The 14,487-nt window shown below is 70.8% G+C and carries 13 protein-coding genes; 12 read left to right on the forward strand and 1 reads right to left on the reverse strand.

Annotation, left to right across the window (positions count from 1 at the left end):
* From P1K31_RS10795 to P1K31_RS10850, 12 genes are all read left to right on the forward strand, one after another.
* A complete protein-coding gene (locus P1K31_RS10795) occupies positions 1 to 1,503 on the forward strand; it encodes an ABC transporter permease (protein ID WP_276303337.1) in 1,503 nt (500 codons plus the stop codon).
* The gene (locus P1K31_RS10800; protein ID WP_276303338.1) at positions 1,500 to 2,849 is read left to right on the forward strand and encodes an ABC transporter ATP-binding protein; all 1,350 of its coding nucleotides are present in this window, start codon (positions 1,500 to 1,502) and stop codon (positions 2,847 to 2,849) included. The genes P1K31_RS10795 and P1K31_RS10800 overlap by 4 nt, the downstream gene beginning before the upstream one ends.
* The gene (locus P1K31_RS10805; protein ID WP_276303339.1) at positions 2,842 to 4,431 is read left to right on the forward strand and encodes an ABC transporter ATP-binding protein; all 1,590 of its coding nucleotides are present in this window, start codon (positions 2,842 to 2,844) and stop codon (positions 4,429 to 4,431) included. The genes P1K31_RS10800 and P1K31_RS10805 overlap by 8 nt, the downstream gene beginning before the upstream one ends.
* Positions 4,432 to 4,434: 3 nt before the next feature.
* On the forward strand, positions 4,435 to 4,893 hold the full coding sequence (locus tag P1K31_RS10810) for a DUF7555 family protein (RefSeq protein ID WP_276303340.1): 459 nt from the start codon (positions 4,435 to 4,437) through the stop codon (positions 4,891 to 4,893).
* Positions 4,894 to 4,943: 50 nt separating this feature from the next.
* Positions 4,944 to 5,540, forward strand: coding sequence for a DUF7529 family protein (locus P1K31_RS10815; RefSeq protein ID WP_276303341.1), 597 nt, complete (start codon positions 4,944 to 4,946; stop codon positions 5,538 to 5,540).
* A gap of 73 nt (positions 5,541 to 5,613) precedes the next feature.
* Positions 5,614 to 5,796: a hypothetical protein gene (locus P1K31_RS10820; protein ID WP_276303342.1), complete on the forward strand. Its 183-nt coding sequence runs from the start codon at positions 5,614 to 5,616 to the stop codon at positions 5,794 to 5,796.
* A 114-nt stretch (positions 5,797 to 5,910) separates the two neighbouring features.
* A complete protein-coding gene (locus tag P1K31_RS10825; RefSeq protein ID WP_276303343.1) occupies positions 5,911 to 6,759 on the forward strand; it encodes a CBS domain-containing protein in 849 nt (282 codons plus the stop codon).
* Positions 6,756 to 8,534 carry a glycine--tRNA ligase gene (glyS, locus tag P1K31_RS10830; protein ID WP_276303344.1) on the forward strand — a complete coding sequence of 593 codons (1,779 nt, stop codon included), beginning with the start codon at positions 6,756 to 6,758 and terminating at the stop codon, positions 8,532 to 8,534. Before P1K31_RS10825 ends, glyS begins: the two co-directional genes overlap by 4 nt.
* A 2-nt stretch (positions 8,535 to 8,536) precedes the next feature.
* A complete protein-coding gene (locus P1K31_RS10835; protein WP_276303345.1) occupies positions 8,537 to 9,112 on the forward strand; it encodes a dolichol kinase in 576 nt (191 codons plus the stop codon).
* 61 nt (positions 9,113 to 9,173) lie between these two features.
* Positions 9,174 to 9,674, forward strand: coding sequence for a cation:proton antiporter regulatory subunit (locus tag P1K31_RS10840; RefSeq protein WP_276303346.1), 501 nt, complete (start codon positions 9,174 to 9,176; stop codon positions 9,672 to 9,674).
* A complete protein-coding gene (locus P1K31_RS10845; protein WP_276303347.1) occupies positions 9,667 to 10,854 on the forward strand; it encodes a cation:proton antiporter in 1,188 nt (395 codons plus the stop codon). Before P1K31_RS10840 ends, P1K31_RS10845 begins: the two co-directional genes overlap by 8 nt.
* A 138-nt stretch (positions 10,855 to 10,992) precedes the next feature.
* Complete coding sequence (locus P1K31_RS10850) at positions 10,993 to 13,524, forward strand: DEAD/DEAH box helicase (RefSeq protein WP_276303348.1); 2,532 nt, start codon at positions 10,993 to 10,995, stop codon at positions 13,522 to 13,524.
* On the opposite strand, the gene P1K31_RS10855 is transcribed toward P1K31_RS10850, so the two are convergent.
* The gene (locus P1K31_RS10855) at positions 13,525 to 14,457 is read right to left on the reverse strand and encodes an alpha/beta fold hydrolase (RefSeq protein WP_276303349.1); all 933 of its coding nucleotides are present in this window, start codon (positions 14,455 to 14,457) and stop codon (positions 13,525 to 13,527) included.
* Between the last annotated feature and the right edge of the window lie 30 nt (positions 14,458 to 14,487).

The raw sequence follows: 14,487 nt of genomic DNA on the forward strand, positions 1-14,487 counted from the left end.
ATGCGTGAGACACCGTACGCGGACGAACTACCGCTTCGCGCCCGGATCCGGGAGAACCCGGGACCGGCGCTCGCGTGGGGGGCCGTGTTCGCCCTGCTCGTCCTCGTCGAACTCGGTGCCCTGCTCGGGATCGCCATCGACGTCCTCAAGTTCGTCGTCGAGATCGGCGGCGGGTTGATCAACGGCGTCGTGGACGTCACGGCAGGCATCGCGGCCGCGATGGGCTACCTCGACGGCCTGGGCAGGGCGGCGGGGCAGATCCCCACGCTGCTCTCGCGCGAACTCGTCCCCAACCAGGGGTACAGGACCCCGAGCGGCGGCTGGGAGGGGACCTTCCTCGGCCTTCCGCCCGCCGTCGCGTGGGGGATCCGCTTCGTACTCGTTTACGCCTACGTCTTCTTCTTCCTCTACTGGCTGTGGAGGGGTTACGACCTGTTCGTCACCCACTACCGCTACGCCGACTGGACGCCCCGCGACGACATGGTGCGTCGCCTGCGCACCCACCGCTGGGGGCAGTTCGGCTTCGTCGTCGTCGTCATGTTCGTCGCCCTCGCGCTGTTCGCGCCGACGCTCTCGCCGGTGACCTACCAGGACGACGCGATGGACCCGTACGGTGCCGAGTTGAAGTACTTCGACGAGGAGGCCGGGGAGGTCAGGACCACCAACTACGGTCAGGCCAACCTCGCGACGGCGTCGACCGGCGGGGACGACCCCGCGGACACCGTCAGCATCGGGGAGTACGACGAGTACGGCCGGTTCCACCCGCTCGGCACCCTGCCGACCCCGGGCGGCGACCTGTTCACGAAGCTCGCCTACGGGGCGCGCGTGTCGCTGTTCGTCGGGCTGCTCGCCATCGGCATCAGCGGCCTCATCGCCGTGGGGCTCGGGTTGCTCACGGCCTACTACAAGGGCCTCGCCGACCTCGCCGCCGTGGTGGTGAGCGACTCGATCCAGGCCATCCCGGCCATCCTGCTGCTCATCCTCATGTCCGTCGTGTTCTCCGAGCACTGGCTCGGGGACTTCTACAACGGCGGGTTGCTGATCGCGCTGGTGTTCGGGTTCATCTACTGGCCCGGCATCTGGCGGCTGATCCGCGGGCCGGCGATGCAGGTCTCGGAGCAGGAGTGGGTCGACGCCGCCCGCAGTTACGGGCAGCGCTCGACCGTCACGATGCGAAAGCACATGCTCCCCTACATCGTCGGCTACCTGCTCGTCTACGCGTCGATGACCATCGGCGGCGTCATCATCACGACGTCGGCGCTGTCGTTCCTCGGCATCGGCATCAACCCCCCGACCCCCGAGTGGGGGCAGGTAGTCGCGGACGGGCGGGGATACGTCGCGACCGCGTCGTGGCACATCGCGTTCGTCCCGGGGGTCCTGATCGTCCTCGTGGTGACGGCGTTCAACGCGCTCGGCGACGGCATCCGCGACGCGATCGACCCGCAGAGCGAGGGTGGCGGCGGAGCGGCCGAGGAGGCTGCCGTCGCAGGGGGTGGCGGATGAGCGTCCAACTCGGCCGCGAGCCGGTCCTCTCCGTGGAGCACCTCCGGACGACGTTCTTCACGGACAAGGAGACCATCCGCGCCGTCGACGACATCTCGTTCGACATCCGCACGGGCGAGACCGTCGGCATCGTGGGCGAGTCCGGCTCCGGCAAGTCCGTCACCGCCCGCTCCATCATGGGGCTCGTGGACTCGCCCGGTCGCATCATGGGCGGGAGTATCCGCTTCAGCGACGAGGCGACGGTCGATCGGCTGGCGAACCGGTTCCCCGAGCGGACGGTCGACGTCGACCGGCTGCGCGAGGACCACGACGTCGTCGAACTGATCGAGCGGCTGTTCGACCGGGGCGTCACGCCCGAGCGACTCACCGACGGCGAGTACGACACCCGCGACGCGACGCTGCTCGTCCGCGAGGGCGCGGTCGACATGCGCGACCTCGTCGAGCGCGGCTACGCGGCTCGGCTCGGCGTCGTCGACGCCGACGCGTTCGTCGTTCGCGACGGGCCGGGCGGGTACGTCGAGATCACGAACGCGTCGAAGGAGGCGCTGCGGGCGCTCCGCGGGCGCGGCATCGCGATGATCTTCCAGGACCCGCTCACGTCGCTCAACCCGGTCTACACGGTCGGCAACCAGATCAAGGAGGCCATCCGCCTCCACCAGGGCAAGACGGGGAAGGCGGCCACGGAGGAGGCGGTTCGCCTGCTCGAGGCCGTCTCCATCCCGGACGCCCGGCGTCGCATCGGCGAGTACCCCCACCAGTTCTCCGGCGGGATGCGCCAGCGCGCGGTCATCGCCATGGCGCTCGCCTGCAAGCCCCAGTTGCTCATCTGCGATGAACCCACGACGGCGCTCGACGTGACCATCCAGGCGCAGATCCTCGAACTCCTCCAGGCGCTCCAGGAGGAGCGCGACCTCTCGATCATGTTCATCACCCACGACATGGGCGTCATCGCCGAGATAGCGAACCGGGTGAACGTGATGTACGCCGGCGAACTCGTCGAGAGCGCGCCGGTCGAGGAGCTGTTCTCTCGCCCGAAACACCCCTACACGCAGGGACTGCTCGAATCCATCCCCGGCAGGAACGTGGGCAACGACCGCCTGCGAACCATCGAGGGCGACGTCCCGACGCCGAACGAGGTCCCGACGTACTGTCGGTTCGCGCCGCGCTGCCCGGAGGCGTTCGACGCCTGCGACGTCGTCCACCCGGTGAACGTGGACGTGAGCGACTCGGAGGCCCCCCACACCGCGGCCTGCCTCCTCTACCCGGACGACCGGAGCCGCGAGGAGGCCGTGGCCTATCATCGCGAGCGCGACGACCGCGCGACCGAGGTGACCGACGATGAGTGAGGAACTGGTCCAGGAACAGCCCCAGGCGGCCGAGCAGCGCGACGCGCTCGTGGAAGTGAACGAGCTCAGGACCTACTACGAGGACGGCAGGCTGCTCAGCTCACGGCCCGTCAAGGCGGTCGACGGGGTGACGTTCCGGATCGAGCGCGGCGAGACCCTCGGTCTCGTGGGCGAGTCCGGCTGCGGGAAGACGACCCTCGGGCGGACGCTGGTCCGCCTCGAGCAGGCGACCGACGGCGAGGTGCTCTTCGACGGGGAGGACATCACGACCTTCTCCGGCTCGAAGCTCAAGCGCTGGCGGCGCGACGCACAGATCGTCTTCCAGGACCCCGAGTCGAGCCTCAACGACCGCATGACGGTCGGCGAGATCATCCGGGAGCCCCTCGACGTCCACGACTGGCCCGACTTCTCGGTCCGCGTCGAGGGCGCGCGCGGCCGCGAGGTGACCGTCTCGGGCGACGGACGGCCCGTGCCGGAGGACGCCTCGGACGCGGACGTCGTCGTCACCGTCTCGGGGGACTCGGCGACTGCGTCGGTCCGCGAGGGAATCCCGCTCCCGGACGAGGACGTGACCGCGTCGGTCACGGAGCGGGGCGACGCGCTCGACGTGGCGGTGAACGTGCGCGTCGCGAAGCCGCGGCTGCGCCGCGCGCGGGTCAGGGAGCTACTCGAGACGGTCGGCCTGCGCGAGGAGCACTACTACCGCTACCCCCACCAGTTCTCCGGCGGGCAGCGCCAGCGCGTCGGCATCGCCCGGGCGCTCGCGCTCGAACCCGAGTTCATCGTCCTCGACGAGCCGGTGAGCGCCCTCGACGTGTCCGTCCAGGCGAAGATCCTGAACCTGCTGGAGGACCTCCAGGACGAGTTCGGGCTCACCTTCCTCTTCATCGCCCACGACCTCTCGGTCGTCCGCCACATCTGCGATCGGGTGGCCGTGATGTACCTCGGTCACGTCATGGAGATCGGCGAGACGGAGGAGCTGTTCTCCGACCCGAAGAACCCCTACACCTACTCGCTGCTGTCGGCGATCCCCGACGCGGACCCGACCGCGACGCGCGAGCGCGTCACCCTGCGGGGGACGCCGCCGAGCCCGCGCGACCCGCCGGCCGGCTGTCCGTTCAGTACGCGCTGCCCGGTGAAGATCCGCCCGGAGCAGTACCGCGACCTCGACGACGAGGTCTGGGACGCGGTCGAACTGCTCCGGGAGATCCTCCGCGAGCGCGAGCGGGCGGATCGCACCCTCACGGAGCGCGCGAAGCAGCGGCTGGGCATGGAGACGCGCTTCTCCGACATCGACGAGATCCGCCACGAGGTGATGGGCGACCTCGACCTCCCGCCGGAGATCGGCCGACACGTGGAGCGGGTCGTCGAGTACGTCCGCGAGGGCGACGAGCGGGCCGCCCGCGAGTACATGCTGGAGGAGTTCGGGAGCGCGTGCGACACGGATCGACCGGCGCACCACCCCGTGAGCGAGAGCGGGCGCACGAGCCTCTGTCACCGCCACCGCGCGGAGTACGAGGAGCCGGGGCCGGTGTTCGACGACCTGCTCGACCGGGGGACCAGACAGACCCGGAGCCGGTAGTCGATGCCCGACGACGAGCGCGGCCGGTACGCGCGCGAGTTCGAGGACGGAACGCACCCGCCCCGACGGCTGCAGGTGCTCGACGCCGCGGCGTACGCGCTCGTCCTGACGGCCGTCGTCGTCGCGCTCTCGGTCGCGGTGACCCTCGCCCTCGGCGTCGCGCGACCCTGGGTCGGCGTGAAGTACCTCCTGTTCGTCGTCGGCCTCCTCCTGTTCGGGGTGGCGAGCGTCAAGCTCCGGCCGAAGGCGGCGTACAGTGAGCGGGACCTCCTCCCGGCGAACAGCGAGGGGGAGACGGGGTTCCAGGCGCTCGTCCAGCGGCTCGTCGCCCTGCTCGGCGAGCGGTACCGCCTCGCGCCCGACGAGCGGTTCTCCGACGCGGCGAAGCTCCTCCTGGCGAGCGTCGGCGTGCTCGCCGTCTCCGCCGCGATGGAGTTCGTCTTCGGCGTCACGATCGCGTGAGTCGGGGGCCGAACAACAGGCTTTACCGCGTCAGCGCCGCACGTGCGCCCATGCCCGACATCGGCGAGGAGACGGAGTACGCCGACCGCTTAGCGAGCAACGCGGACCAGTTGAAGGACGCCTGGGAGGCGACCCTCGAGGAGATGCGCGCCATCGCCGCGGAGCTCGAGGCGGAGGGATGGGACGTGACCGCCGTGTCGGCGGTCAACACCGCGCCGACGAACCCCGAGGCCGGCGAGTCCGATCGCTTCGGCCTGGTGCACGTCGTCGCCGACAACCGCGCCGAGGACTTCCGGGGGGCGTTCGAGCGCGGCACCGGCGCGTCCCCCGAGAGCGAGGACGGCGAGGTGACGGAGCTGGGCGGGTTCGAGCGCTACGAGGTGTTCCGGACGGAGGCCGGCGGGAGCGCCTTCCAGGTGACGGTGCTGTACGCCGACGAGCCGAGGGTCGCCATCGTCCTCGCGGGCGGGTACGAACTCGCGTTCGCCCAGGGGATGATCCGCACGGCGATCGAGCGCGACGAGATGTACACGCACGTCCAGACGCTCGATAAGACCCATCTCGGGAGCTTCCGCCACGAGGACTGGGAGCTGTTCTTCCCCGAGGCGCGACAGCGGTTCGGGATCGGCGAGGACGACGAGGAGTGACGAGCGGTCCGGAGGAGCACGAAGCGGACGAGGCCGAACTGGAGGGGTGGCGACGGAAACGGCGCGCGGAGGGATGACGGGACACGAGCGCGGCGAAGTCGTGTGGTATCCGGCGCTGTTCGCGGACTACGACCGCCCGTTTCTCCTCGTCTCGACCGATACGCATCCGTTCCACGAGGAGGAGCACGTCGGGCTCGCGTCGCGTTCGACCGACACCTGCGACGAGCGCCGTCGAGCAGTCGTCGACTCGGAATGACCCGCCGGAGGGCACCTCGCCCGAGAAGACTACGGAAACGAAGCACTGCCCCGCGCGTGCGGATCGTCGGCACGGATGTGAAGGGGTTTAGTACGCGGGAGGTGACGAAGGGGTATGAACGTCGCAGACGCCATGACGCCGCGCGAAGACGTGGTGACGGTGTCGCTTCCGGGCGGCCGGGACGACGCCCTCGAGTACCTCCGGACGGGCGAGTTCTCCTCCGTCGCGGTGGTGAAGGTCGAGGACGGCGAGGAGGTCTTCCGCGGCCTGGTGTCGCGCGAGGCGCTGATCGAACAGCCCGACGAGGACCAGCTCGCGCTGCTCGTCGAGGAGGGGCCGACGACGAGCGCCGACGCGACGCTCGACGACCTCGCCCGCCTCATGCGCGAGACGGGGGCCCGACGCGTCCCCGTCGTCGACGGTGACAGTCTCGAGGGCATCATCACCATCACGGACGTGGTGCGCGCCATCGCGAGCGGCGACGCCGACGGGGACACCGAGGTCGGCGAGCTCGCGACCCGGCAGGTGAACTGCCTGTACGCCGGGTCGCCGCTCGAGACCGCGGAGCGCGAACTCTCCTACGCCGACGTCTCGTACGGCATCGTCCTCGACGACGAGGGCGACGTGTGCGGCATCCTCACCGACACCGACCTCATCGAGGTGGCCGAGATCGTCGAGGGCGAGGGCGACACCGGCGAGTCCATCGCCAACGAGGACGACGAGTGGATGTGGGAGGGGATCAAGGCCGTGGGCAACCGCTACGTCCCCACCCGGAACGTCGTCTTCCCGGAGGGCACCGTCGCGGACTTCATGACCGAGGAGATCGTGACGGTCTCCCGGACGAAGACGGCCCAGCACGCGGCCCGGTTGATGCTCTCGAACGACATCGAACAGGTCCCCATGGTGAGCGGCGGCGACCTCGTCGGCATCGTCGGCGACATGGATCTGCTCAAGGCGCTATGACACGAACCGACGCGGACATCGTCGAACTGGCGAAACGCCGCGGGTACTTCTTCCAGGCCAGCGCCGCCTACGGCGGCGTCGCGGGTTTCTACGTCTACGGTCCGCAGGGTGCCGCGCTGAAGCGCAACCTGGAGGACGCCTGGCGCGACCGCTTTCTCACCCGCGAGGGGCACGTGGAGATCGAGGCCCCGACGATCATGCCGGAGGCGGTCTTCGAGGCGTCGGGTCACCTCGACGGCTTCGACGACATGATCGTCGAGTGCCCCGAGTGCGGGACGAGCCACCGGGCGGACCACCTGGTCGAGGACGCGACCGACATCGAGGACGCCGAGAGCCTCCCGACCGCCGAGGTGGCGGACCTCATCGCCGAGCACGACCTGGCGTGCCCGAACTGCGGCGCGTCGCTGGCCGGGACCGAGGTGTCGGAGTTCAACCTCATGTTCGCCACGAACATCGGGCCGGGCAGCGCCTCGCCGGGCTACCTCCGCCCGGAGACGGCCCAGGGCATCTTCGTGGAGTTCCCCCGGCTGAAGGAGTACGCCCGCGGCCAGCTCCCCTTCGGCGTCGGTCAGATCGGCACGGCCTACCGCAACGAGATCAGCCCGCGGCGCTCGCTCATCCGCGTCCGGGAGTTCACCCAGGCCGAACTGGAGCACTTCGTCGACCCCGAGCGCGACGAGCCGCCGCTCCACAGGGTCGCGGCCGTGGAGGTGCCGCTGTACTCCGCCGAGGCCCAGCGGGCCGACGACGGCGGCATCGAGACGACGACGATCGGCGAGGCCGTCGAGTCGGGCGTCATCGGCAGCCCGTGGGTGGCCTACTACCTCGGCGTCGCCCGCGACTGGTACGATCGGATCGGCGTCGACATGGACCGGTTCCGCTACCGCCAGCACCTCGCCGGCGAGCGGGCCCACTACGCGAGCGACTGCTGGGACGCCGAGGCCGAACTCGACGGCAACTGGATCGAGATCACCGGCTTCGCCTACCGCGGCGACTACGACCTCACGAAGCACGGCCAGCACGCGGACGACGACTTCACCGTCTTCCGGCAGTACGACGAGCCGATCACGGTCGAGCGGGCCACCGTCGATCCCGACATGAGCGTGCTCGGCCCCGAGTTCGGCGGCGCGGCCGCGGACGTCGCCGAGGAACTCGAGCGGCTCGCTGCGACCGACGAGTCGGCGTTCGAGGGCGAGGAGGTCACCGTCGAGGTCGGCGGCGAGTCGTACACCGTCCCGACCGAGGCCGCGGGGTTCGCCGTCGAGGAGGTGACCGAGGCGGGCGAGCACATCACGCCCCACGTCGTCGAGCCCTCGTTCGGCGTCGATCGGGTGTTCTACACCGTCCTCGACCACGCGCTGCGCGAGGACGAGGTGGACGGCGAGGCGCGGACGTACCTCCACCTCCCCGCCGAGCTCGCGCCGACGACCGTCGCCGTCCTCCCATTGATGAGCAAGGACGGCCTCGACGACCGCGCCCGCGAGATCGTCGAGACGCTCCGCGCGGCGGGCATCGGCGTCGACTACGACGACTCCGGCACCATCGGCCGTCGCTACCGCCGCCAGGACGAGGTCGGCACGCCCTACTGCGTCACCGTCGACTACGAGTCCCTGGAGGACGACACGGTGACGCTGCGCGACCGCGACACGACCGACCAGGTCCGCGTCCCCGTCGACGCGCTCCCCGAGCGCATCGCGGCGCTGCGGGCGGGCTCGGCCTTCGAATCGCTCGACGACGCTCGCACCGAGACGCCCGACGAGGCGACGCAGGGCTGAGCATGCTGTCCCCGGAGATCGAGCGGCGACTGGTCCACGCTAGCGGCGCGAGCGTCCCGCTCGCGTGGGCGGTCGGCCTCGTCCCGTGGACGTGGGTCCAGACCGTCTTCGTCGCCGGGGCGCTCTCCGCGCTCGGGTTCGAGGCCCTGCGGCTGTCGGGCGTCGTCGACCTCTGGGTGTTCGAGAAGCTCACCCGGGAGTACGAGCGGGACAACCTCGCGGGCTACGCCCTCTACATGCTGAGCATGGCCGGCGCGTCGCTGCTGTTCGTCCCGCGGGTCGCCGCGGCGGCGATGCTGATGCTCGCGCTCGCCGATCCGGTGAGCGGCCTGCTGGGCTCGGGCGAGCTTCGCGCCGTCAAGGACGCGTCCGTGCTGCTGGTGATGTTCGCCGTCTGCGCGCTCATCGCCGTCGCGTTCGTGACCTCCCCCGCGGCTATCGTCCTGGGGGCGCTCGCCGCGACGCTGGCCGACGGCGTGAAGCCCGTCGTCCGGGGCTACGTCATCGACGACAACCTCACCATCCCGCTCGCGGCGGGCGCGGCGATGACCGCCGGCCTGTTCCTGATGGCAGCGTGAGCCGCCGATCCGGCGTGTCTCGCAGCGAAGTGCCTTTGCCGGCGCGTACGCTTTCTTCGGTATGACAGTCTACGAGGCCGACCTCCCGGGGGTGGGCAAGAAGTTCGAGGTGGAACTCGACGACGAGACGCGGCTCGTCATCATCATTCACAACACGGGAAAGCGGGAGCTGTTCCTCCGCCGCGAGGAGGGCGCGGACGCGGAGAAGCTGTTCGAACTGACCGATCGGCTCGCCCGGCAGGTGGGCACCATCATGGAGGGGGCGTACTTCCAGCCCATCCGGACGGAGTCCATCGACACCGTCCTCGCCGACGACACGCTCATCGAGTGGTCGAAGGTGCAGGACGGATCGCCGCTCGCGGGACAGACGCTCGCCGAGGCGCGCCTCCGGCAGGCGCTCGGCGTCTCGGTCATCGCCATCCAGCGCGGCGAGGAGACGCTGACGAATCCCGGTCCGGACACGGAGATCCGGGCCGAGGACACGCTCGTCGTCCTCGGATCGCAGGAGGCGTGTCGGAAGCTCGACGACGTGGTGGCCGGGGACGCGGAGCTCGATGGCTGAGACGTCGCTGCTCGAGATCGGCGCGATGTTCGCGGTCATCGCCCTCGCCGGGGCCGGGGCCCACCGGCTCGGCGTGTCGGTCATCCCGCTGTACATCGTCGCCGGCATCCTGGTCAACGACGCCGTGCTCGGCGCGCTCGGGCTGCCCGCCATCCAGGACGGCGAGTTCGTCACCGTCGTCGCCGAACTGGGGATCGTCTTCCTGCTGTTCTTCCTCGGTCTCGAGTTCAGCATCGACCGCCTGATCGAGGGGCGCGATCGGATGACGAGGGCGGGTGCGCTCGACGCCGCGCTCAACTTCCCGGTCGGGGTGGCGCTCGGCCTGCTCGTCGGCTGGTCTCCCACCGAGGCGTTCGTCCTCGGCGGCATCGTCTACATCTCCTCGAGCGCCGTCATCACCAAGTCGCTCATCGACCTCGGGTGGATCGCCAACCCGGAGAGCGAACCGATGCTCGGCACGCTCGTCTTCGAGGACCTCGCCATCGCGTTCTACCTCGCGGTGCTCTCGGCGGTCGTCCTCGGCGGCGGCGACCTGACGGGCGCGGTGACGAGCGTCGGCACCGCGATGGCGTTCCTGCTCGTGCTCGTGGCGGGCGTCGCGCGGGGCGACGCCCTGTTCGAGCGCTACCTCGCCGTGGACTCGACGGAGCTGTTCGTCCTCCGGGCGGTGGCCGCGACGGTCCTCGTGGCGGGCGTCGCGCTCGCCATCGGCGTGAGCGAGGCCGTCGCCGCCTTCTTCGTCGGGATGGGGTTCAGCGAGACCGCGCACGTGGAGAAACTCGAACGGCTGCTCGTCCCCCTCCGGGACGTCTTCGCCGCCGTGTTCTTCTTCTGGATCGGCCTGACGACCGACCCCCGACTGGTCGCGGCGACCGCCGCCCTGCTCGCGCTCGCCGTCGTCGCCACGACCCCGACGAAGCTCCTCTCGGGCTACCTCACCGGACGCCGGTACTACGGCCTCGACGTGACGCGGTCGGTCAGGGTCGGAGCCGGGATGGTCACGCGGGGGGAGTTCTCGCTCATCATCGCCACGCTCGTCGCCGGCGCGGGGGGAAGCGCCGTCCTCGCGGAGACGATCCCGGCGTTCGCCGTCGGCTACGTGCTCGTGATGAGCGTCCTCGGGACGCTCCTGATGCAGTACGCCGACTCGCTCGCGCGGTTCGTTCCCGGGACGGGGTGACCGTCGTCGATCCGGTCGCGGGAACGACCGGCGTCGGGTCGTCAGACGGGGGGCGCTGACCGGGACGCCCGGTTCAAGGAGGACACTTTCACCCCGGTGTACGAACCCTTATTCGGCGTGGGGAGGAACGAAGGCGTAATGGCGGCAACCGAGGGCATCGACCGACCGCTGCTCACCCCGGGGTACCTCCAGCGCCGCGAGTACCAGCTCGAACTCGCGGCGGCAGCCCTGCGGACGCACACGCTCGTCTGCCTCCCCACGGGCCTCGGCAAGACGGCGGTGAGTCTGCTCGTCACCGCCGGGCGGCTCCACGACGCCGGCGGACGAGCGCTGTTGCTCGCGCCGACGAAGCCCCTCGTCCAGCAGCACGCCGACTTCTACCGCGAGGCGCTCGACGTGCCCGACGATGAGGTCGTGGTGTTCACCGGCGAGGTCAGGCCGGACGACCGCGCCGCGCTCTGGGAGCGCGCGCGGGTCGTCGTCGCGACGCCGCAGGTGGTCGAGAACGACCTCGTCGGCAACCGCATCTCGCTCCGGGAGGTGACCCACCTCACCTTCGACGAGTGCCACCGCGCGACCGGCGACTACGCCTACTGCTACATCGCGGAGCGCTACCACGAGGACGCCGCGGATCCGCTGGTGACGGGGATGAGCGCCTCTCCCGGCGGCGACGAGGAGGAGATCCTCACCGTCTGCGGCAACCTCGGCCTGCGCGAGGTGGAGGTGATGACCGAGGCGGACTCGGACGTGAGCGACTACACCCACGAGACCGACATCGAGTGGGAGCACGTCGAACTCCCCGAGGAGGTGATCGAGATCCGGGACGCGCTGAACGAGGTGATCGCGGACCGCTTAGAGCGGCTCAAGCGCCTCGGCGTCACGAACTCGACGCGGCCGGACGTGTCCCAGCGCGACCTGAACGAGATCCGCGGGAAGCTCCAGCGGATGATCAACGAGGGGAACGGCGACGGCTACAAGGGCATGTCCGCGCACGCCGAGATCATGAAGCTCCGGCGGGCGGTCGAACTGGTCGAGACCCAGTCCGTCGAGTCGCTCCGCCGGTACTTCGAGCGCCAGCGCAACGCCGCGCGCTCCTCCGGCGCGTCGAAGGCCGCCCAGCGGTTCGTGAGCGAGCCGCGCGTCCGGGAGGCGATGCGCCGCGCGGAGGCGTACGACGACCTCCACCCGAAGTTCCGCCGGGCGCGCATCCTCCTCGCCCAGACCCTCGGCATCGAGGGCGGCGAGCGCGTCATCGTCTTCACCGAGTCCCGCGACACCGCCGAGACACTCACCGAGTTCTTCTCGAACCACTTCGAGACGCACAAGTTCGTCGGTCAAGGCGACAAGGAGGGATCGGACGGGATGACGCAGAAGCAGCAACAGGAGACCCTCGACGCCTTCCGCCGTGGCGAGTTTCAGGTGCTCGTCTCGACCAGCGTCGCCGAGGAGGGCCTCGACGTTCCCGAGGTGGACCTCGTGCTGTTCTACGAGCCCGTCCCGAAGGGCATCCGCGCTATCCAGCGCAAGGGGCGCACGGGCCGACAGAGCGAGGGGAAGGTCCACGTCCTGCTCGCGGAGGACACCCGCGACGAGGCGTACTTCTGGATCTCGCGGCGCGAGGAGAAGCGCATGCGCGAGGAGCTTCGCGCGCTCAAGGGCGTCGCGAGCGAGGTGAACCGCGAACTCGGTCAGGGGAGCCTCGGCGACTTCGCGGACGGGGGAGCGAGCGGCGCGTCCGACCCGACCGCGACGGGCGAGGACGCGCCGACAACCCGCGGCGAGGACGCCGCGACGGCACCCGGCGAGTCCGGGGGGACCGTCCGCGCGAACGGCGGCGCGGACGGGGACGCGAACGGAGACGGGGACGGTCAGCCCGGCCTCGACGCGTTCGCGGCGGACGAATCGGCGGACGACGAGGGCAGTGTGCGAAGCGACGAGCGCGAGGAGGGTGACGGGAGCGACGGGAGCGAGCGCGCGGACGAGGGGGTCGTCGCGACCGCCGAGGGCGACGAGGAGTCGGGGACCGTCGAGATCGTCGCCGACCAGCGCGAACTCGACGCGACCATCGCCCGCGACCTCTCGACGCGCGACGGCATCACCACCCGCCTGGAGACGCTCGCCGTGGGCGACTACGTCCTCTCCGATCGCGTGGTGGTGGAGCGCAAGTCCGTCTCGGACTTCCTCGACACCCTCGTCGGCGGCGACCGCTCGCTGTTCGAGCAGGTGAAGGAGGCCACGCGCCACTACTCCCGGCCGGTCGTCGTCATCGAGGGCGGGGACCTCTACGGCGCGCGCAACGTCCACCCGAACGCCATCCGGGGGGCGCTCGCCTCGCTCGCCGTCGACTTCGGCGCGAGCGTCCTCCGCACGGAGGGCGAGCGGGACACCGCCGACCTGCTCGAGGTGATCGCCCGTCGCGAGCAGGAGGAGGACGACCGGGAGGTGCGCGTCCACGGCGAGAAGGCGGCGAAGACGCTGACCGAGCAGCAGCAGTACGTCGTGAGCGCGATCGCGGACATCGGCCCGGTGACGGCGCGGGCGCTCCTCGAACACTTCGGGAGCGTCGAGGCGGTCATGACCGCCTCGGAGGAGGAACTGCTCGACGTGAAGGGCGTCGGCGAGGTGACCGCCGAGCGCATCCGCGAGGTCGTCGGCAGCGACTACGCCTGACTACTCGTAGCGGCGCTGGAACCCCGACACGAGGTCGAACAGCGCCGTCCGTCGGCGTTCGAGGTTCAGGAAGTGCGTCCCGCCCGCGACCTCCGCGTAGGCCTTCTCGTCGTCCGCCGCGCCCAGCGCGTCGTAGAGACCGAGCGCGTCCGCCCGGGTCGCGCTCGCGTCGAACGACCCGCGGACCACGAGCGCCGGGGCGTCGATCGCCGCCGGGTCGTAGGCGGGCGTCCCGGTCGCGGCGGCGGCCATGTCGGCGAGCGTCCCGTTCGGCGCGCGGACCGCGGGCGCGCCGTCCCGGTCCGCCGCCTGCCCGGAGTCGCGAAGCGAGCGCCAGAAGGCCTCGACCGTCCCCTCGTCGCGGCGGGACGACGGCGAGACGCCCGCGGGGAACTGCGCGTCCCAGCGGTCGCGCACCTCGGACGCCGTCACGACGCGGTAGGCGTCGGGGTCGTCGGGCAGGTCGTCCGCCCCGTCGGGGAAGGCGTAGACCGGCGCGTACTGCGTCAGGGAGACGACCTCGACCGCGCGCGAGGCGAGCAGGCGGCCGCAGACCATCGACCCCCACGAGTAGCCGACGAGGTGGACGCGCTCGTGGCGGTCGAGGAGCGTCGCGAGCGCGGCGGCCACGTCGTCCGCCGCGGCGTCGGCCCGCACGACCGGTTCGTTCGCCGCGGGCGGCGCGTCGAGTTCGGGCGGGGCCTCGCTGTCGCCGTACCCGCGGAGGTCGATCGCGTAGGCCGCCCGCCCCCCGCGGGCGCAGGCAGCGAGCCACGACTCGCCGGCGGGGTCGGCGTCCAGCGCGAAGACCGACCGCCCCGGGTAGGTCGCGCCGTGGACGAAGAGGACCGCGCTCCCGGCGTCGGCGCGCCGACGCCACAGGCGGAGGCGGGTTCCGTCGTCGGCCTCGATCTCCTCGAAGGTGCGCGTCATACCCGAGGGTGGGCGACGGACCCTATATAC

It is taken from the genome of Halomarina halobia, assembly GCF_029338575.1.
Lineage (GTDB): Archaea > Halobacteriota > Halobacteria > Halobacteriales > Haloarculaceae > Halomarina > Halomarina halobia.

What these genes read in the sequence shown, in the direction of transcription:
- P1K31_RS10795 (WP_276303337.1), top strand. Translation starts at nt 1, where the DNA reads ATGCGTGAGACACCGTACGCGGACGAACTACCGCTTCGCGCCCGGATC.
- P1K31_RS10800 (WP_276303338.1), top strand. Translation starts at nt 1,500, where the DNA reads ATGAGCGTCCAACTCGGCCGCGAGCCGGTCCTCTCCGTGGAGCACCTC.
- P1K31_RS10805 (WP_276303339.1), top strand. Translation starts at nt 2,842, where the DNA reads ATGAGTGAGGAACTGGTCCAGGAACAGCCCCAGGCGGCCGAGCAGCGC.
- P1K31_RS10810 (WP_276303340.1), top strand. Translation starts at nt 4,435, where the DNA reads ATGCCCGACGACGAGCGCGGCCGGTACGCGCGCGAGTTCGAGGACGGA.
- P1K31_RS10815 (WP_276303341.1), top strand. Translation starts at nt 4,944, where the DNA reads ATGCCCGACATCGGCGAGGAGACGGAGTACGCCGACCGCTTAGCGAGC.
- P1K31_RS10820 (WP_276303342.1), top strand. Translation starts at nt 5,614, where the DNA reads ATGACGGGACACGAGCGCGGCGAAGTCGTGTGGTATCCGGCGCTGTTC.
- P1K31_RS10825 (WP_276303343.1), top strand. Translation starts at nt 5,911, where the DNA reads ATGAACGTCGCAGACGCCATGACGCCGCGCGAAGACGTGGTGACGGTG.
- glyS (WP_276303344.1), top strand. Translation starts at nt 6,756, where the DNA reads ATGACACGAACCGACGCGGACATCGTCGAACTGGCGAAACGCCGCGGG.
- P1K31_RS10835 (WP_276303345.1), top strand. Translation starts at nt 8,537, where the DNA reads ATGCTGTCCCCGGAGATCGAGCGGCGACTGGTCCACGCTAGCGGCGCG.
- P1K31_RS10840 (WP_276303346.1), top strand. Translation starts at nt 9,174, where the DNA reads ATGACAGTCTACGAGGCCGACCTCCCGGGGGTGGGCAAGAAGTTCGAG.
- P1K31_RS10845 (WP_276303347.1), top strand. Translation starts at nt 9,667, where the DNA reads ATGGCTGAGACGTCGCTGCTCGAGATCGGCGCGATGTTCGCGGTCATC.
- P1K31_RS10850 (WP_276303348.1), top strand. Translation starts at nt 10,993, where the DNA reads ATGGCGGCAACCGAGGGCATCGACCGACCGCTGCTCACCCCGGGGTAC.
- P1K31_RS10855 (WP_276303349.1), bottom strand. Translation starts at nt 14,457, where the DNA reads ATGACGCGCACCTTCGAGGAGATCGAGGCCGACGACGGAACCCGCCTC.